Source organism: Enterobacter sichuanensis, assembly GCF_009036245.1.
Classification (GTDB): domain Bacteria; phylum Pseudomonadota; class Gammaproteobacteria; order Enterobacterales; family Enterobacteriaceae; genus Enterobacter; species Enterobacter sichuanensis.
On the sequence record NZ_CP027986.1, the window covers coordinates 1,953,694 to 1,972,871 of the forward strand.

The 19,178-nt window shown below is 55.7% G+C and carries 15 protein-coding genes and 1 other RNA gene; 11 read left to right on the forward strand and 5 right to left on the reverse strand.

All coding sequences use genetic code 11. The features are described from left to right. Window position 1 precedes the first annotated feature (1 nt). Window positions 2-2,377: a glycoside hydrolase family 3 N-terminal domain-containing protein gene (locus tag C1N69_RS09345; protein WP_155031045.1), complete on the forward strand. Its 2,376-nt coding sequence runs from the start codon at window positions 2-4 to the stop codon at window positions 2,375-2,377. A 5-nt stretch (window positions 2,378-2,382) separates the two neighbouring features. Here the strand turns inward: C1N69_RS09345 and rprA are convergent. Then, window positions 2,383-2,490, reverse strand: an RNA gene (rprA, locus tag C1N69_RS09350) — antisense sRNA RprA. A gap of 209 nt (window positions 2,491-2,699) precedes the next feature. Continuing rightward, window positions 2,700-3,815, reverse strand: a complete 1,116-nt coding sequence (gene ydiK / locus C1N69_RS09355) for an AI-2E family transporter YdiK (protein ID WP_155031046.1) — start codon at window positions 3,813-3,815, stop codon at window positions 2,700-2,702. A 200-nt stretch (window positions 3,816-4,015) separates the two neighbouring features. On the opposite strand from ydiK, the gene ydiJ reads away from it, so the two are divergent. The 3 genes from ydiJ to C1N69_RS09370 all read left to right on the forward strand — a co-directional run bounded on the left by ydiJ (window position 4,016) and on the right by C1N69_RS09370 (window position 7,760). Continuing rightward, window positions 4,016-7,072: a D-2-hydroxyglutarate dehydrogenase YdiJ gene (gene ydiJ, locus C1N69_RS09360; RefSeq protein ID WP_155031047.1), complete on the forward strand. Its 3,057-nt coding sequence runs from the start codon at window positions 4,016-4,018 to the stop codon at window positions 7,070-7,072. Next, window positions 7,069-7,479: a 1,4-dihydroxy-2-naphthoyl-CoA hydrolase gene (gene menI, locus C1N69_RS09365; RefSeq protein ID WP_045285297.1), complete on the forward strand. Its 411-nt coding sequence runs from the start codon at window positions 7,069-7,071 to the stop codon at window positions 7,477-7,479. Before ydiJ ends, menI begins: the two co-directional genes overlap by 4 nt. 86 nt (window positions 7,480-7,565) lie before the next feature. Further along, complete coding sequence (locus C1N69_RS09370; protein ID WP_003857766.1) at window positions 7,566-7,760, forward strand: YdiH family protein; 195 nt, start codon at window positions 7,566-7,568, stop codon at window positions 7,758-7,760. 44 nt (window positions 7,761-7,804) lie between these two features. Here C1N69_RS09370 and C1N69_RS09375 read toward each other — a convergent pair whose 3' ends face one another. Further along, complete coding sequence (locus C1N69_RS09375) at window positions 7,805-8,434, reverse strand: helix-turn-helix domain-containing protein (protein ID WP_095449793.1); 630 nt, start codon at window positions 8,432-8,434, stop codon at window positions 7,805-7,807. A 66-nt stretch (window positions 8,435-8,500) separates the two neighbouring features. Beyond that, window positions 8,501-9,160: a helix-turn-helix domain-containing protein gene (locus C1N69_RS09380; RefSeq protein WP_094918978.1), complete on the reverse strand. Its 660-nt coding sequence runs from the start codon at window positions 9,158-9,160 to the stop codon at window positions 8,501-8,503. Between the two features lie 444 nt (window positions 9,161-9,604). Between C1N69_RS09380 and C1N69_RS09385 the strand changes: the two genes are divergently transcribed. The 7 genes from C1N69_RS09385 (at window position 9,605) to fliB (ending at window position 16,944) form a co-directional block, all read left to right on the forward strand. Next, on the forward strand, window positions 9,605-10,135 hold the full coding sequence (locus tag C1N69_RS09385; RefSeq protein ID WP_104556262.1) for a fimbrial protein: 531 nt from the start codon (window positions 9,605-9,607) through the stop codon (window positions 10,133-10,135). 56 nt (window positions 10,136-10,191) lie between these two features. Then, window positions 10,192-10,869 (forward strand): fimbrial biogenesis chaperone, encoded by a 678-nt coding sequence (locus C1N69_RS09390; protein WP_045285299.1) that lies wholly within the window; start codon window positions 10,192-10,194, stop codon window positions 10,867-10,869. Between the two features lie 44 nt (window positions 10,870-10,913). Beyond that, entirely contained in the window at window positions 10,914-13,454 is a 2,541-nt protein-coding gene (locus C1N69_RS09395) for a fimbria/pilus outer membrane usher protein (protein WP_155031048.1), read from the forward strand. A 1-nt stretch (window position 13,455) separates the two neighbouring features. Further along, window positions 13,456-14,403 (forward strand): fimbrial protein, encoded by a 948-nt coding sequence (locus C1N69_RS09400; RefSeq protein WP_155031049.1) that lies wholly within the window; start codon window positions 13,456-13,458, stop codon window positions 14,401-14,403. An 11-nt stretch (window positions 14,404-14,414) separates the two neighbouring features. Further along, on the forward strand, window positions 14,415-14,927 hold the full coding sequence (locus C1N69_RS09405; RefSeq protein ID WP_155031050.1) for a fimbrial protein: 513 nt from the start codon (window positions 14,415-14,417) through the stop codon (window positions 14,925-14,927). 48 nt (window positions 14,928-14,975) lie between these two features. Beyond that, window positions 14,976-15,638 carry a helix-turn-helix transcriptional regulator gene (locus C1N69_RS09410; protein WP_155031051.1) on the forward strand — a complete coding sequence of 221 codons (663 nt, stop codon included), beginning with the start codon at window positions 14,976-14,978 and terminating at the stop codon, window positions 15,636-15,638. Between the two features lie 88 nt (window positions 15,639-15,726). After that, window positions 15,727-16,944, forward strand: coding sequence for a flagellin lysine-N-methylase (gene fliB, locus C1N69_RS09415; protein WP_155031052.1), 1,218 nt, complete (start codon window positions 15,727-15,729; stop codon window positions 16,942-16,944). Window positions 16,945-16,987: 43 nt separating this feature from the next. Here the strand turns inward: fliB and fdhF are convergent, their stop codons facing one another. Then, window positions 16,988-19,138, reverse strand: a complete 2,151-nt coding sequence (gene fdhF, locus C1N69_RS09420) for a formate dehydrogenase subunit alpha (protein ID WP_155031053.1) — start codon at window positions 19,136-19,138, stop codon at window positions 16,988-16,990. Window positions 19,139-19,178 lie beyond the last annotated feature (40 nt).

Consider the following 19,178-nt stretch of genomic DNA (forward strand, 5'->3'; position numbering starts at 1 on the left):
CATGACAGCTATCTATAAGGACGCGGGACGTCCCGTGCACGAGCGCGTCGCCGATTTACTGGCACGCATGACCCCGGAAGAGAAGTTCGCCCAGATGCATGCGTACTGGCTGATCCTCGATGAAAACGGCAACCACCGCGAGCGTAGCGATCTGAGTGACGAATTTGCCGGTGTGAGCCAACAGGCTTCTCTCGGCGAACGGCTTAAGCTGGGCGTCGGGCAGATCACCCGTCCGCTGGGGACCCATATCGTTGATGCGAAAACCGGGGTACGCGCCGCTAACCGCCTGCAGCGGATGATGATGGAGGAGACGCGTCTCGGCATACCGGCGCTGTTCCATGAGGAGTGCCTGGTGGGGCTGCTGTGTAAAGACGCCACGCTGTTCCCGTCGTCGCTGAACTACGGTTCAACCTGGGACCCTGAACTGGTGCAGCGAGCGGCACAACAGATTGGTAAAGAGGCGCGGTCTGTGGGCTGCCAGCAGGGGCTGGCGCCGGTGCTGGATGTCTCCCGCGACGTGCGCTGGGGGCGAACCGAAGAGACCTTTGGCGAAGATCCCTGGCTGGTGGGCGTCATGGCTACCGCCTATGTTAAGGGACTGCAGGGCGACAAACGTGACCTGCTGGCGACCCTCAAACATTATGTGGGTCACTCGTTCAGTGAAGGCGCGCGTAACCATGCTCCGGTACACCTGGGTTTTAGCGAGCTTAACGACACCTTCCTGCTGCCGTTTGAAATGGCGGTGAAGCTCGCCAACGCCGGTTCGGTAATGCCCGCCTATCACGATATTGATAACCAGCCGGGCCACAGCGACAGCTTCCTGCTGACCACCGTCCTTCGCGAACAGTGGGGCTTCGACGGGATCATTGTGGCCGACTACGGGGGCGTCAGCCTGCTGCATCAGCATCATGGGGTTTCCCACGATGCGGCAGAATCTGCCGCGCTGGCCTTCAACGCCGGGCTGGATGTTGAGCTGCCGAAAGATGACTGCGCACGCCACCTGGCCGAAGCCGTCGATCGCGGGCTGATCGCCATGGCGAAAGTGGATGAGATTGTGGGCCGTGTACTGACCGAAAAATTCCGTCTCGGTCTGTTTGAAGAGCCGTATGTCGATGAAAACGGTATCGATCTGCAAAATGAAGTGACCCGCCAGGTCGCGCGGGAGGTGGCGACAAAATCGGTCACGCTGCTGGAGAACAACGGCATCTTACCTCTTGGTGGCAAACCCCGCGTGGCGGTGGTAGGGCCGACGGCAGACGATCCGCTGGCGTTACTCAGCGGCTACAGTTTCCCCGTGCATCTGATCATCAGCGATATGGTCGAGGAGACCTCTCAGGTGACGACGCCGCGCGCGGCGCTGGAGCACTATCTCGGCGCGTCGCAGGTTCGCTACGCGAAAGGGTGTCACATCATCGAAAAACGGATGGCGGGTGCGCCGGTCTTCCCGGGGGACAGCGGCGGCAAACCGATGCAGCAGTCGCCGGTTTCGCAAAGCACCGCCTTGATCCCCGAGGCTGTGAACGCGGCGCAGGAGAGTGATGTCGTCGTGGCCTGCGTGGGCGATCTCGCCGGGCTGTTCCAGAGCGGTACCGTGGGGGAAGGATCGGATACCGACTCCTTAAACCTGCCGGGCGTGCAGCAACAGCTGCTGGAGGCGCTGGTGGCGACGGGCAAACCGGTGATTGTCGTGATGACCGGGGGGCGTCCTTACCATCTTCAGGGCCTGGAGGACAAGGTGGCCGCGCTGATCGTGGCGTGGGCACCGGGGCAGGAAGGGGGCTGGGCCATTGCGGACGTGCTAACGGGGCGTGCGGAGCCGCAGGGGCGTCTGGTGGTGAGCGTGCCGAAAAGCGCCGGCGCGATGCCGTACTACTACAATCACAAGCTCAAAAGCGGCGGTACGCCGTTTGCGTTCCATTTCGGTGCACGTTACCCGTTTGGCTTCGGCCTCGGCTGGACGACATTTAGCTGGGGGAACGCGAGCGTGGCTTCATCTGAGGTGTCGGTCGACGGCGAGGTGGCACTGAGCGTGGAGATCACCAACACCGGGGAGCGCAGCGGCAGCGAGGTGGTGCAGGTTTACGTCAGGGATAAGGTCGCCACGCAGGTTCGGCCGCTCCAGGAGCTGAAGGCCTTCCAGCGCGTCACGCTCTCGCCGGGGGAAACCGCCACGCTCACCTTTACGCTACCGGTGGAGATGTTCAACTTCACCCGTCGTGACGGGAAACGCATCGTTGAGCCGGGTGAGTTTGAGCTGCAGGTTGGCGCATCGTCGGCGGATATCCGCGAGGCGGTTACGGTTAATGTGACAGGGGAAACGCGGGAGCTGCCTGCTAAGTGGCGGATGCTCAGTACCTGTGAGGTTAAGCGCGCGTAGTCAGGATAAAAAAAAGCCCATCGTGGGAGATGGGCAAAGACTACACACAGCAATTCGTTGTTTCACTCAGGGGATTTCCATGCTTATAAATCAAGGTGTTGATTTATAACCGTGTGCTAATAGTAGGCATGTCCTCTTTTAGCGTCGATCGGATTCGTCTCAATAGTTAAAGAGACGTAAAGATTTCTTGAGGTTATGAGCAGATTGGGGGCAGGAATCGCGGGTCTGACCAGTGTGCAACGAATAAATACTTTAGCGGTGTTAAAGTATTGTGAGGGAGAATGTAGGCCGGGTAAGCGTCAGCGCCACCCGGCAACAAGGCTTAATGGGTATTCTTTTCTTCCAGCTCTTCCAGTTCGCTCAAAATCACGTCCGGATCAGTTCCCGGCGGTGGAATTTCATGCACCCAGGCGGAGAACAGACGCCAGGTGACGGCGAGAAGCACCGGGCCGATAAACAGGCCAATCATGCCGAAGGCAATCAAGCCGCCAATCACCCCGGAGAGGATCAGGATCAGCGGCAGGTCAGCGCCCATGCGGATCAAAATCGGGCGAATGACGTTATCCATCGTGCCGACCACGCAGCTCCAGACCAGCAGCACCGTTCCCCACGTGGTATCACCCGTCCAGTAGAGCCAGATAATGCTGGGGACCAGCACCAGCAGCGGCCCCAGTTGCGCAAGACAGGTCATCAGCATGACCACGGTGAAGACGGTGGCGTACGGTACGCCGGAAATCGCCAGACCAATACCACCCAGCACCGCCTGCACCAGCGCGGTCACCACCACGCCCAGCGCAACCGCGCGTACGGCCTGTGCCGCCAGCAGTACCGCAGCGTCGCCCCGTTTACCCGCCAGGCGGGTAGCAAAGTGACGAACGCCCAACGCCACCTGTTCACCGCGCCAGTAGAGCAGGGCGCTGAAGAGCAGCATCAGGGTACAGTGCATCATAAAGCGGCCAATATGCGCCGCCTGACCCACAAACCAGGTGGTGGTGGTGCCAATATACGGGCGAACTTTTGCCATCAGCGCGCTGCCACCCATCTCCAGCAGGTTATGCCAGCCGCTGTAGAGTTTGGCCCCCACCAGCGGAATGCTGTTCAGCCAGGCGAGATCCGGCAGCGTCAGGTCGCCACTGGTAATGGCACGGATAACCGGGCCGCTGGAATCCACCAGACTGTTCACCAGCAAAGCAATGGGAATAATAAACAGCAGGAACAGCAGCAGCGTCATGACCAGCACGGCTAACCCGCGGCGGCCGAACAGCAGCTTCTGCAAGCGCAGCAATAAAGGCCATGTGGCGACGACCACGGTCGCGGCCCAGGCGAAGCCGAGAATAAAGGGTTGAACAATCCACAGACACGCAATAATCATGAGGGCCAGGAACAGCACCGACAGCAAAATTTGCGCAACATCCCTGGGCTGGCGAACATTGACCATAAATGAAACTTTCCTTAATAAAACACCAGCGAGGCTGGCGGGAAGGGAAAACCGCGTTTCTCTAATCATTAATGATATCAGCGATTTTTGACAGGCGAATTCTGCCTGTAATTCAGCAGAGATTATAAGAAAAAAATGTGATAAAACTTTCCGGACACAACGCAAACGATTTCACATTACTCTAATTAGGGTCGACGGTCATGATCCCACAGATTTCTCAGGCACCTGGCGTCGTTCAGCTGGTGCTTAATTTTTTGCAGGCACTGGAGCAACAGGGTTTTACAGGTGATACCGCCACGAACTATGCCGACAGGCTGACGATGGCCACCGATAACAGTATTTACCAGCTTCTTCCCGATGCCGTCGTTTTTCCTCGTTCAACGGCCGACGTGGCGCTGATTGCCCGGCTCGCCACGCAGGAGCGCTTCGCCTCGCTGGTCTTTACGCCGCGCGGCGGCGGCACCGGAACCAACGGTCAGGCGCTGAACCAGGGCATCATTATTGATATGTCGCGCTATATGAACCGCATCATCGAGATCAATCCTGAAGAGGGATGGGTGCGGGTCGAAGCGGGCGTGATCAAAGATCAGCTTAACCAGTACCTCAAACCGTACGGCTACTTCTTCGCACCTGAACTCTCCACCAGTAACCGCGCCACCATTGGCGGGATGATCAACACGGATGCCTCCGGCCAGGGCTCGCTGGTCTACGGCAAAACCTCCGATCACGTGCTGGGCGTGCGTGCGGTTCTGCTGGGAGGCGATATCCTCGATACCCAGCCGATGGCGGTGGAGCTGGCGGAAACGCTGGGCAAAGATAACACCGCCAGCGGGCGTATTTATCGTACCGTGCTGGAGCGCTGCCGCGACAACCGACAGCTGATCCTCGATAAATTCCCCAAACTGAACCGCTTCCTGACCGGGTACGACCTGCGCCACGTCTTTAACGATGACCTGACCCAGTTTGATTTAACCCGCGTGCTGACCGGCTCCGAAGGGACGCTGGCGTTTATCACCGAGGCGCGGCTGGATATCACCCGGTTGCCGAAGGTGCGTCGCCTGGTGAACGTCAAATATGACTCGTTCGACTCCGCGCTGCGCAATGCGCCGTTCATGGTGGAAGCCCAGGCGCTGTCAGTGGAAACCGTTGACTCTAAAGTGCTCAATCTGGCCCGGGAAGATATCGTCTGGCACTCCGTTAGCGAGCTGATTACCGACGTGCCGGGTAAAGAGATGCTGGGTCTTAATATCGTGGAATTTGCCGGCGATGACGCAGCGCTTATCGACAGCCAGGTGACCACGCTGTGTCAGCGACTGGACGAACTGATTGCCCATGGCGAAGGCGGCGTGATCGGCTGGCAGCTCTGTAACGATCTGGCCGGTATCGAGCGTATCTACGCGATGCGGAAAAAAGCCGTGGGGCTGCTCGGCAATGCCAAAGGGGCGGCGAAGCCGATTCCGTTTGCCGAAGATACCTGCGTTCCCCCTGAACACCTGGCGGATTATATCGTTGAGTTTCGCGCCCTGCTGGATAGCCACGGCCTGAGCTACGGCATGTTCGGCCACGTGGATGCCGGGGTGCTGCATGTGCGTCCAGCGCTGGATATGTGCGACCCGCAGCAGGAGATCCTGATGAAGCAGATCTCCGATGAGGTGGTGGCCTTAACCGCCAAATACGGCGGTCTGCTGTGGGGCGAACATGGGAAAGGGTTCCGCGCGGAATACAGCCCGGCGTTCTTCGGTGAACAGCTCTATGCGGAGCTGCGTAAGGTGAAAGCGGCTTTCGACCCGCATAACCGCCTCAACCCGGGTAAAATCTGCCCGCCTGAAGGTGTCGATGCCCCGATGCTGCAGGTGGACGCCGTCAAGCGCGGCACCTACGACAGACAGATCCCGATTGCGGTGCGTTCCTCCTGGCGCGGCGCGATGGAGTGCAACGGCAACGGCCTGTGCTTTAACTTTGATGTCAAAAGCCCGATGTGCCCCTCGATGAAAATTACCAGCAACCGTATTCACTCGCCGAAAGGGCGGGCGACGCTGGTGCGCGAGTGGCTGCGCCTGCTCGCCGACCGCGGGGTTGATCCGCTCCGGCTCGAGCAGGAGTTACCGGAAAAACGCGCCAGCCTGCGCTCGCTTATCGAGCGCACCCGCAACAGCTGGCATGCCAGCAAGGGCGAGTATGATTTCTCCCACGAGGTGAAAGAGGCGATGTCCGGCTGTCTGGCCTGTAAAGCCTGCTCCACCCAGTGCCCGATTAAAATCGACGTGCCGGAATTCCGCTCACGTTTCCTGCAGCTTTACCACACGCGCTATCTGCGTCCGGTGCGCGACCATCTGGTGGCGACGGTAGAGAGCTACGCGCCGCTGATGGCGCGAGCGCCAAAGACCTTTAACTTCTTTATTAACCAGCCGCTGGTGCGCAAACTTTCTGAAAAGCATATCGGGATGGTCGATCTGCCGCTGCTCTCGGTGCCCTCTCTTCAGCGCCAGCTCGTCGGGCATCGCTCGGCGAACATGACCCTGGAGCAGCTGGAGGCACTCACCCCTGAGCAAAAAGCGAAGATTGTACTGGTGGTGCAGGATCCGTTTACCAGCTACTACGATGCAGAGGTGGTGGCGGACTTCATCCGCCTGTCAGAAAAGCTGGGCTATCAGCCGGTGGTCCTGCCATTCTCGCCTAACGGCAAGGCGCAGCATATTAAGGGCTTCCTGACGCGCTTTGCGAAGACCGCGCAGAAAACAGCTGATTTCCTGAATCGCGTGGCGCAGCTGGGGATACCGATGGTCGGCGTCGATCCGGCGCTGGTGCTGTGCTATCGCGATGAATATAAGCAGACGCTGGGCGACAAGCGTGGCGATTTCAGCGTGCTGCTGGTGCATGAGTGGCTGCCTGGGGTCCTGGAAGACAAAGCGGTTCAGGATGTCAGCGGTGAACCGTGGTACCTGTTCGGCCACTGCACCGAAGTCACCGCGCTGCCTGGCGCACCCGCCCAGTGGGCGTCTGTCTTTGCCCGGTTCGGCGCGAAACTTGAGAGCGTCAACGTGGGCTGCTGCGGAATGGCCGGCACCTACGGACATGAAGTGAAAAACCATGCCAACTCGCTCGGCATTTACGAGCTGTCCTGGCATCAGGCGATGCAGCGTTTGCCGCGAAACCGCTGCCTGGCGACGGGCTACTCCTGTCGAAGCCAGGTGAAACGGGTCGAAGGTAACGGGGTACGCCATCCATTGCAGGCTTTGCTGGAGATTATTGGATGATCTGGAAACGCGCTGTCACGCTACAGGCGTTAAACGCCATGGGCGAGGGGAATATGGTCGGGTTACTGGATATCCAGTTTACCCGCATCGGTGAGAACGATCTGGAGGCGACCATGCCTGTCGATCACCGCACGCATCAGCCGTTTGGCCTGCTGCACGGTGGCGCATCCGTGGTGCTGGCCGAAACGCTGGGCTCGGTGGCGGGGTATCTCTGCACCGAAGGGGAGCAGAAGGTTGTCGGGCTTGAGGTGAATGCTAACCATATTCGCTCGGTGCGCAGCGGGCGCGTGCGCGGTATTTGCCGTGCGCTGCACGCCGGTAGCCGTCATCAGGTGTGGCAGATCGATATTCTTGATGAGCAGGACCGTCTGTGCTGCTCATCGAGACTGACGACGGCGGTGGTATAAATTTTCCTGATGTTTTTGCATTTGGTCAAAAACTAGCCAGTGGGTTGTGGTATACTGGTCAGGTTTTGTACATAAGCGAGGACATCATGGATACTGAAATAACCCCAACACAGCTGGCAATTGAATATTTACGTCGCGATAAGAGCAACCTGTCTCCGGCGCAGTACCTGAAAAAGCTGAAACAGCTTGAGCTGGAATTTACAGATTTGCTGGCGCTCTCTTCGAATGAGCTGAAAGAAGAGATCTATTTTGCCTGGCGGTTGGGCGTTCACGTCCATTGAGAGCGTAAAAAGGCCGCAACCGCGGCCTTTTTTGTCTCCGGAATTCAATATTTAGCGGGCAGTTTATTGATTTTAATGAGCCGGCCCTCTTCCATTTCGATAAACCCCCCGGTTTTTAAATCCGCGAGGATCCGCATCACGCCACTGCGGGAAAGCTGGGTCTTGTCGCGAATGTAGCGCTCAGCGGTAATCCCCTGGCGATAAGACTCATCTTCATTCATCAATAACATCAGCTGCTGGCGGATCATCTCATAGGCCGTTGGGGCGCCCTTCGGCATGACGGTGTTGTAGAGCCGGTTGTACATAAACATCAGATGGTTTGACAACAGCCCCCATAGCGCTTTCTCGTGGATAAGGACGTTGAGCTCCCGGGTGGGCAACAGGCCAATTTTGCAGGGGGTCACCGTTTTCAGGTAGTCGTCAAAAAAAATGTCATTCAGGTTGGCCACACCAAAAAACGCCGGACTTTTCGCCGTCGACAGCATCAGATTGTCGCTGCGTCGGTAAATGGCCACGGTGCCTTCCAGGATCAAATAACTCATCCCCTGACCGTTGACCACCAGATCCAGTTGCTCCCCGCGACCGGTGTTACGAATCGCAGAGTAAGGTTGTAAGTGCGTAATCAGCTCTTGTGCATAAGGGGAGCCACGTCGTGGCTTTTCTGTGGTGGACATAACCTGAACCTGAAAGAATCATCTTTCTGATTATAGCGTTACTCGTTTTCGCCAGCACCACCTGGGTCAGTATTTCCTCGGTAAATGGTGTACATCAAGCAGCACGCCGCGCTCCATTGTAATGTACTGCCCGGTGCGCAGTTCGGCCAGGATCCGCATAATCCCGCTGCGCGACAGCCAGGTTCGACTCTGTATATACGCAGCCGCCGTGGTGTTCATCCGTATTGCTTCCGGCTCCTGCATCAACTCCACCAGTTGAAACCGGATGATGTCATAGGCCGACATCTGTGAGATCCGCGAGCAGTGTTCGTAGACCCGGGAGGCGGTATAGATCAGCAGATGCGAAAAGGGTTCCCATAAATTGTGTTGCGCAATCGTGCTGTTAAAACGTTCCAGCGAAACGGCCGCGAGTTCAGAGGTCTCCAGCGCCCGGACATACAGATGTTCTGACGAGAACTGGCTGCTGACGCCGAGAATAAACGGCGAGGATTCAGAATTTAATACAATGCCATCACCCCGCCGGTGCAACGCCACGCTGCCCTGCAGAAGTAAAAAACACTGGCGGTCATCGTGATGGTAATAGTGAACCACTTCCCCTCTGGACAGAATGCGTCTTTCTGTCAGGGGAAGAAGAGTATTAATTAATTTCTCGATGTGCTTATAGGGTTTTGCAGTCAGCACCGGGGTTTTTTCAATATCGACTTCGGGAGCCATTCGGGTGTTCATCAGAGACCTCACTTACGGATGCGATCATTTTTTGATCGGCATAAAGAATTATCTTAAAAAACAGCGAGTCGTGGAATGTTTACGGCAGGTCTAAAAATAGACCGCAAGATGTTGTGGCCCTAATTATATGAATTTTAAGGTTGTCTTTTACGGGTCTAAAAGTAGACCCGTAATAATGGCATTGAGATAATTCTAAAGAGAATTGTTTTAATTTTGTTAAACCTGAGTCTACAGCTAGACCTCAAATAGATTGTGCGCCGAAAAAGAGTTGTATAAATTTTACTCGTCGGCAGGCATAACCCGGAATGTTTAAGCTGAGCTATGAAGCGGCATTATTTAATGGGCTCCTGACAATATATAAATGACAAGGTGAGGTGGCGGTGAACAGCTTTAAACCGCTTTGTCTGGATTTCTGTAATAAATAAAGTGATACAGGATTTACTTATGAAAAATAAAATGATGATAGCAATGCTGGCAATCGGCTCCACTCTGGCAACGACGCACGCTTTTGCCGCAGCCGGTACCGTTAACTTTAACGGTAATATTCTGGATTCCGCCTGCGATGTGGATGTCGCGTCTCAGAATCAGGTCGTGGTATTAGGGGATTATTATAAAACGGAGTTCCCAACCACCGGCGCCAGAACGGCAGCAACGCAGTTTAATATTGTGTTGAAAAACTGTCCGGTGACGGTGACCAGCGCCAAAGTGCGTTTTGATGGTACGCCGGATGCCACCAATGCCAGCCTGCTGGCGATTGATTCGTCTGCGGCGGGTGCGGCGACCGGGGTGGCCATTAACCTGATGACGGCAGATAAGGCGGATCTCCCGCTTCATGGCAGCAATAGCTACAGCTATGTGCTGAGCAGCACAGCGGATAATACCCTGAGCTTCTATGCCCAGTATATTTCCACCGCAGCGGCAGTCACCGCCGGCCCGGCAAACTCTGTCGCTAACTTCTCAGTGATCTATAACTGATATTTTGCAGAATCATTAAGGGGCCAACCCGGCCCCTTTGTTGTATGAGGTTTATCATGCGTTTTATCACCACGACAGGACTGGCCCTGGCGCTGTCTGCGCTCACGCTGACCACAGCCAACGCCGGCGTTATTATTGGCGGCACCCGCCTCATCTTCGATGGGGCTAAAAAAGAAGCGTCAATAAGCATAAATAACCCTGACAGTACGCCCTATTTAATTCAGTCATGGATAGATATGCAGGAAGGGAACTCAGGTAAAGCGCCTTTTATTATTACACCGCCATTATATCGCCTGGATGGTGGACAAAAAAACATTGAGCGAATTGTAATGACGGGCGCATTGCCACAGGAACGGGAAAGTCTGTTCTGGCTGAATATTAAAGCGATTCCGTCGGCATCAAAACAGACGAACTCCCTGCAAATTGCAGTGAAAACCCGCATCAAACTGATTTACCGGCCTGAAGGTCTGCGGGCGTCAACACCAGAGGAACAGGCCAATAAATTAACCTGGCAACGAACAGGAAATAACCTTGAGGTCAAAAATCCCACGCAATACGTCATTAATTTTAATGAAATTACGCTGGCGGGGAAAAAACTGGATGACGTGACGTATGTTTTACCCGGTGCTTCAGCCCGGTTTGCATTACCGAATGAAGTAAGGGGAAATTCACTCACGTTTAAAATCATTAATGACTATGGCAGTCCCGGCGTTTTACACCAGGCCAGTTTGTAATGTGTTAGCAAACGGCAATGCCCGTATTTATCAGGTAATTCGTCATGACAGTAATAAACCGGATGCGGCCTGCACGCCTGGCGACGTTTATCGCCCTGGCGTTTGCCGGATCCTCTCCGACGCTCTGCGCCAGTGTGGCTTTTAACACGGATCTGATAGAGCTGGATAATCCCGGCATGGATAAAGCCGATCTGTCGGCTTTTGAATCAGGCTCTCAGGCGCCGGGGAACTACCATGTCGATATTATTGTTGACGACGCGTTAGTGGAGACGGGGGATATTCGCTTTACCGCAGGCAAAAACGAGAATGGCGATGAGTCATTGCAGCCGTGCCTGAGTATTGAGCAATTAAAGCGCTGGGGGGTTAAAACCGCATTATTTCCCGCACTCAGTGCGGAACCGGGCGAATGTGTCAATCTTCAGGCGATACCGCAGGCCAGTGCGGATTTCCAGTTTAGCGCCCAGCGCCTTGTGCTCAGCATCCCTCAGGCAGCCATCGACCTGCCGGCGAGAGGCTATGTACCGCCGCAGATGTGGGATGAGGGGATAACCGCAGCCATGCTCAATTACAGCCTGAGCGGGGCGACCAGCCGGGCGAAAACGGGCGCGGGGGCAAGCAGCAACAGCCAGTATGCGAACCTGCGTCCGGGGATCAATATCGGGCCGTGGCGTTTACGCAACTACACCACCTGGTCGCGGGATCCTTCCGGCAAGGATCAATGGGACACGGTCTACAGCTACCTGCAACGCGCCGTGATCCCGCTGAAAGCGCAGCTTACCGTCGGGGACAGTTCCGCCCCGGCGGATGTGTTTGACAGTATGCCGTTTCGCGGCGTCCAGCTGGCGTCGGACGATGACATGCTGCCGGATTCCCTGAAGGGCTATGCGCCTGTGGTACGCGGGATCGCACGCACCAATGCCCAGGTGGTGATCCGCCAGAATGGCTATCAGATCTACCAAAGCTATGTGGCGCCGGGCGCGTTTGAGATTAGCGATATGTACCCCACCGGCGGCGCGGGCGACTTAGAGGTGACCATCAAAGAGGCGGATGGCAGCGAGCAGCATTTCACGCTGCCGTATGCCTCGGTACCGGTATTGCAGCGCGAGGGACGGCTGAAATATGCCCTCTCCGCGGGACAGTATCGCGCCTATAACAGCAGCGTGGAGAAAACCCCGTTTGGCCAGATCACCGCGATTTATGGCCTGCCGGATGGCATTACGCTCTATGGCGGCGTGCAGGGTTCCGGCAAGTACCAGTCCCTGGCGCTTGGAGTAGGTAAAAACATGGGCGATTTCGGTGCGCTTTCCGCGGATATCACCCAGGCCTGGTCATCACCGGCCGATACCGCAAAAACGCAGGGGCAGTCCTTGCGCGCGCGTTACAGCAAGAACCTGCTCAATACCGGCACAAATTTTTCCATTGCAGGATACCGCTATTCAACCCGTGGCTATTACGGGATGCAGGAAGTGCTGGATTCCTTCGGGGACAGCGGCGCACTTCAGGAGAGACGGCGCAATCGCGTGGAGCTGACGATGAGCCAGACGCTGGGTGGAAACCTGGGCGCGCTGACGCTGAGCGCCGCACGGGAGGACTACTGGAACGCCGATAAATCAATGGCGTCATGGAGCGTCGGTTACAACAATTACTGGCACAACATCAGCTATGGCGTGACCTGGACATTCAGTAAAAACGGCAGCCCGGCGTCATCCGGTAGCGGGGGTACGAAATCTTACGATCGCGACCAGCTTCTGGCGTTTACCGTCAGCGTGCCGCTGGACAAATTTCTGCCGCAGACGTGGGCCAACTATGGCCTGAACGCCAGTCAGAATAATGGCACAACACACAATCTCGGCATGAACGGGGTTGCTCTCGAAAACAGCGCCCTGAACTGGAATATCCAGCAGGGTTACGGCACCGATGGCGTGGGTTATACCGGCAATATGAACGGCGACTATAAAGGCACATACGGCGAGGTCTCGGCGGGCTATGGCTACGACACCAGTAGCGAGCGCCTGAATTATGGCTTACAGGGCGGCATCCTTGCGCATGCTGACGGCATTACGCTGTCGCAGCCGCTGGGGGAAACCAACGCGTTAATCAAAGCCCCTGGCGCGCACGGCGTCAATATACGCAATCAGGCTGGCGTGCGGACGGATTACCGGGGCTACACGGTGGTGAATAACCTCTCCGTGTACCGGAAAAACGATCTCGCCCTCGATCCTGAGAATATGCCCGAGGATGTGGAGCTGGAGATCAACACGCGCACGGTCACGCCGACACGCGGTGCGGTCGTGAAAGTCGATTACCTCTCCAAAGTGGGACGCCGGGTGCTGATGACCTTAATGGACAATAACCGTTTCGTGCCGTTTGGCGCGGTGGTCACGCTGGAGGGCGATGCCAGCAGCAGTTCTATCGTTGGCGATCGCGGTCAGGTCTATTTAACCGGCCTGCGTGAACAGGGCACCGTTCTGGCGACATGGGGGACGCAATCCCACCAGCAGTGTCGGGCGGATTTTAATCTGCCGAAAGGATCTCAGTATGGTGGCATCGCTGACATTAGCGTCACGTGTCGCCAGGAGCATTAATATGAAGTTTATCAACGCTATGTTACTGCTGTGTTGTCTGTGCGGCTGGCAAGTGGCCAGGGCAGGGACCTGCACCACTATTACGCCGCAGCTGTCGACGCTGTCGGTGGGAACCATTAATGTTCAACGTGATGCGCCTGTCGGCACGGTGATTTTTTCCGGCACGGGAAGCATGACAGGCAGCTATCTGACAGGGTGTACCAACCCGTTAATGCTGGGTTTTAGCATGCGCTATAACAATGCCACGCTGAGCAGCTACGGCAATCATGTGTATAACACCAACGTCAGCGGCATAGGCATTCGGTTTTCTTCAAATGCCTATTTCGAGAACCCGAGCAATACATTCTCTTATAGTGCGCAGACCTCTTATGTGGACTGGTATGGCGGCCGGGTCGAGCTGGTGGTGACCGGCCCGGTGTCATCCGGTGCCTTAACGCCGGGGGTCATCGGCGTGGTCACGCTCCAGGGCAGCGACGGGGTTTATCGTGACGGGCTGACCGAGCAACTTACCGGCGGAACCATCAACGCCCTGGCATGCACGATCAATACGCCACAGCTGACGTTCCCGCTTGGTGATATTCCGGCATCCGCCTTTGGCACCGTAGTGGGGACCACGCCGGGCGTGGCGCAGAATACACAAAATCTGGGATTAACCTGCAGCGCTGGCACCAATATTACGGTCTCGCTCAGCGGAATACAGAATCCAGACAGTGCAAATACCAGCGTGATGGCCTTAACGGGGCAGGGGAGTGCCGGTACGGCAAAAGGTGTCGGCGTGCAGCTTTTATATAACGGTACGCCGCTGGCATTAAATAGCCGTCTGTTATTAAAACAGTCTGCGGGGGGACAAGAGACGCTCCCGTTAACGGCGCGTTATTACCAGACCTTAACCTCCGTCGAGTCCGGCTCCGCGAATGCCTCCGCCACGCTTAATCTGACGTACCAGTAACAGGTGGAGTGATGAAATTACATTATCAGCGTGGGCTTATCCTTCTTTTATTCTGCGGGCACGCGTTCGCGGCTGACAGCGTGAATCTTGGCGTCACGGGAAATATCGTTGCCTCGCCCTGTATCTTTAACGGCGGGAGCACCAGTATGGATATTAATCTTGGGAATATACAGGCCACCAATATGGCGACGCCGGGGTCGTCATCCGATCCGGTGCCTTTTAACCTGCTGTTTACCCAGTGTCCGGCGGGAACCCGTAGCGTCACGGTCTCGTTCACCGGAAGTCCCGATCCGCTCGCCGGGGCGGACTACTATATGAACAGCGGCTCGGCGACAAACGTGGCGGTCGCCATGCGTGAGGCCGGAACCGGGACGCTAAAGGGAACAGGTTCGAGCATAACGCAAACTATTGCGGCAGACAGAACCGCCACGATGGCCATGCAGGCGTCGGTCAAATCGGTTAGCGGCGGCGCGACGCCGGGGAGTATCAGTGCAGTCGTTGTGATGACGATGCAATATAACTGAGATGTCGGCGTTGACGTTCCTCACTCATTAAGGACAGTGGTACTTGCTATGTTGAATATTCTTATTCAGGAAGCCGATCAATTTTTTCGCAGCGGACTGCAGCGTTTTTTTATGGATTTCTTTTTGCGTAATTTTAAACAGCCAATCCACTTCGCGACGGAACTTAGCCATGAAAACGTCAGCACTGCCGATATTATCGTGCTCTCCCTCTGTAAAGGGGAGACGCTCACCTGTATTCCAGAATTACAGGCCCGCCAGAAAGGGATCGTGATAGGACTGGTGGAGGATGCGCTGGGCGTTTCGGCATTTAACGCCTGTTTCCAGGATATTCTTTTTATTCCGCGTAATGTCTCGCTCGATCGCCTGAGCGAGATGCTGTTTCTCGCCTGGTATCGCACGCAGGCGCCCGGTTATATCTGGAAGAAAATAAGCTGCTGTGAATGTCAGTATAAAATATTATCACCCCAGCAAATTCGCATTATGGTGAATTTTTACCGGGGGCTATCGGTAGTGCAGGTGGCCCGGGCGCTGGAGATGAATGATAAAACTGTCTTTACGCATAAATATATGATGATGCAGAAATTTAATCTGCGAACGGATTTTGAACTGATTGCGCTGATTCGTAAAATGGTGGAGAAAAAGAGTTACCCGAATCTGCTGCGTGACTATCTGGTCAATCATTACGGGGAGTGTGTTCCCGTGATGCAGTGAATTACAAAACATAGTGCACGGTTATGCGCCTTTTGAATAGCGAGCGCGTCATGGTACTTTTTATGCTTTATAAAATGACGCCTTCGCTATGCATATTCATAAAACTATCAAGCCGCTTTTTTTTACTAAGTTTCAGTGCGTTGGGCCAGAGTGCTTAATGTCATGCTGTCGTGGCTGGACGATCAATATTGACAAGAAAACCCACCAGAAATATCTCCTCTCCTCACACCCGGGTATTGCCGCCATTGCCAAAGAGAATCTCATCCTGCAGCGCAAGGGCAAGAGCAGCTATTCCAGAATCAGGCTCAACGAAAACGGGGACTGCCCGTTTATCGATGAAAACAAGCTCTGCATGGTACACCGTGATTTAGGGGAAGAGGCGCTGTCGCCTACCTGCAGTATCTATCCCCGCAATTCAACCCGCTATCAGGATGAGACGCGACATACGATGACGCTCTCTTGTCCGGAAGTGGTGCGACGTGTGCTGTTTGACCCGGATGCCATGCTGCTTCAGGAGCAGGATGAGCTCGTGGCGCGATATAAAACAAACCTGATTGGGCAGCGCCAGTCTGCTTCGCAGACGCAGCAGGTGATCCATCTCTTTGCCTGGAATATCATCCAGTCGCCATCCCGTAACATTGAAGAGAATTTAATGGCGCTGGCACAGTTTATTCTCTGTCTTCAGCACGTTAACTTTGATTTGCATAATAGATTTGCGGAAGCGGAACGTTTCTACGACGCGTTACTGACTGAACTGCAAAGCGGAAAATCGCTGATGGATTCCGGTAATCTGGCCCGTTCAAACGCGATGAAATATCTTGCGCTGTCGGTAATGGGAACCAACGTGGCGAAAGATTCGGCCCGGGACGGTTTTATTCTGGAAGGGCATCAGCACATTGCCGCGTATCTGAATATTGCCGGTTCAGACGACCCGGCCGACCTGGAGGCGAAGTTCGACAAGATTAATCAGCAGTGGCATACACTGTGTGAGGATTCCTGTTTGTCAGAGCCTTATGTGTTACGCAATTATCTGCTGTATAAACTCTACAGCAGCTATTTCCCCGGCAAAAACACGGCAACCATCATGCGACAGTTTTATCGTATGGTGCTCGACTTTTTCTACGTCAAATGCATTCTCAGCGTAAAATCGATGCAGGGTGAAATCGACCAGCAGGTGGTGATGAAAACCATCGCCAGCCTGTCAGAAAAGACCATGCACAATACGACCATTGATGCGCGCATGGACTTTGCAATCAATAAAATCAACGGCGGAGATGATTTATCCTGCCTGCTGTTAATTGGATAAACGCGCAATGTGTCAGAGGCCCACACTGTGAGCCTCTTATTACTTACACATTCACTGCGCTGATCAACCGGGTCTTCATCGATTGATAGGCAGACGCCGCATAGTCCTCAGCCCAGCGCTGGTCCTCAATCGCTTCCAGTTGCACCGCGCAGTACTTCGTTTCCGGCGTTTTGGAGATGGGGTCGAGATTATCCTGGGTCAGCTCGTTGCAGGCGCCGATCCACCACTGATAGGTCATGTAGACGGCCCCGGCGTTGATGCGCTCGCTGATGCTGGCGCGGGTAATCACTTTGCCGCGACGCGAACGCACCCAGACCAGCTGCCCGTCAGTAATGCCCAGTTTGTCCGCATCGGCAGGGTTCAGCTGCACCCGGCCGGGCTCGTCGGCCAGGCTTTGCAGCGCGGCGCAGTTCCCGGTCATGGAGCGGCAGGAGTAGTGTCCCACTTCGCGCACCGTACAGAGCACCAGCGGGTAATCGTCATCAGGCGTTTCTGCCGGCGCGCGCCACGGCGCGGCAAACAGTTGCCCCTTACCGGTTGGGGTGTCGAACTGATTATCTTTGTACAGGTACGGAGTACCGGGGTGATCCAGCGTCGGGCACGGCCACTGCACGTGGCCCATCTCGCCCATTTTTTCATAGGTTACCCCGTAGAAAAGCGGGCACAGCTCGCGCATCTCATCCCAGATCTGCTGGTTAGTGTCGTAGTGCATGGGGTAACCCATCTCGGTGGCGAGCAGGCTGATAATCTCCCAGTCGCGCTTCACGTTGCCGCTGGCCTCGATGGCTTTGCCGAAACGCTGGAATCCCCGGTCGGCACAGGTAAAGACGCCGCCGTGTTCACCCCAGGAGGTTGCCGGGAGCAGAACGTCCGCCACTTCCGCTGTTTTGGTCATGAAGATGTCCTGAACCACGACAAAATCGAGCGCTTCAAAACCGCTGCGCACCAGCCCGAGATCGGCCTCCGTCTGCAGTGGATCTTCCCCCATGATGTAGTAGGCCTTGATCTTGCCTTCCAGCGCCAGGTGAGGCACTTCGGTGATGCGCGTCCCGACCCGATCGTCCATCGCCGCAACGTCAATCCCCCAGGCGTTGGCGAACTTCTGCCGAACAGCCGGATCGGTGACGTCCTGATAGCCGGGGAACATATTGGGCAGCACGCCCATATCACAGGCCCCCTGGACATTGTTTTGACCGCGCACCGGTCCGACGCCGACGGCAGGACGACCGAGATTACCGGTCAACAGCGCCAGGCTTGCGAGCCCTTTGACCACATCAACGGCCTGACCAAACTGGGTAACGCCCATCCCCCACATCACGGTAGCGGAAGGGGCCGCCGCGAAGGTACGCATCGCCTGACGCACCTCACGGGCGGGGAGGCCGGTGAGATGTTCCACACGCTCTGGCGCATAGTCTTTTACCGTCTGCCGGTAGGCCTCAAGCCCTTCTGTAAAGCGTGCAACGTAGTTTTTGTCGTACAGCTCCTCTTCCAGCAGAACATAGCCAAAGGCGTTCACCAGCGCCATGTTGCTGCCGTTTTTGAGCTGCAGATGCTGATCGGCAATTCGCGCCGTTTCTATGCGCCGCGGATCGCAGACGATAATTTTTGCGCCGTTTTCACGCGCTTTCAGGACGCGTCGGGCGACGATAGGGTGGGAATCTGCGCAGTTATAGCCAAACACCAGCAGACATTTTGAGTTCTCAATATCGTTGATGGAATTACTCATCGCGCCATTGCCGAGCGTCTCCTGAAGCCCGGCAACGGATGGACCATGACAGACGCGCGCGCAGCAGTCCACGTTGTTGGTGTTTAGCACCGCACGGGCAAATTTCTGCATCACATAGTTTGTTTCATTGCCGGTTCCACGGGAGGAGCCGGTGGTCATAATTGACCGCGGTCCGTGCTGCGCTTTAATGCTGCTGAGCCGGTGAGCGGTGTAACGGATAGCCTCTTCCCAGGTAACGGGGGTGAATGGCTCGCTTTTGTGGTAGCGGATCATTGGCTGGGTCAGGCGTGGGGTGAGCAGACGGGTATCGTTGAGGAAGTCCCAACCGTAAAATCCTTTAAGACATAAGGTGCCCTGGTTTGTTACCCCCTCTGCCGCTTCGGCACGGATGATACGGTTATTTTCTACGACAAGGTTTAATTTACAGCCTGCACCGCAGTACGGGCAGACGCTGGCGATCTTTTTCATCAATAACAGACCTGTTAAGAAATGAAGCAAAGTTGACTGG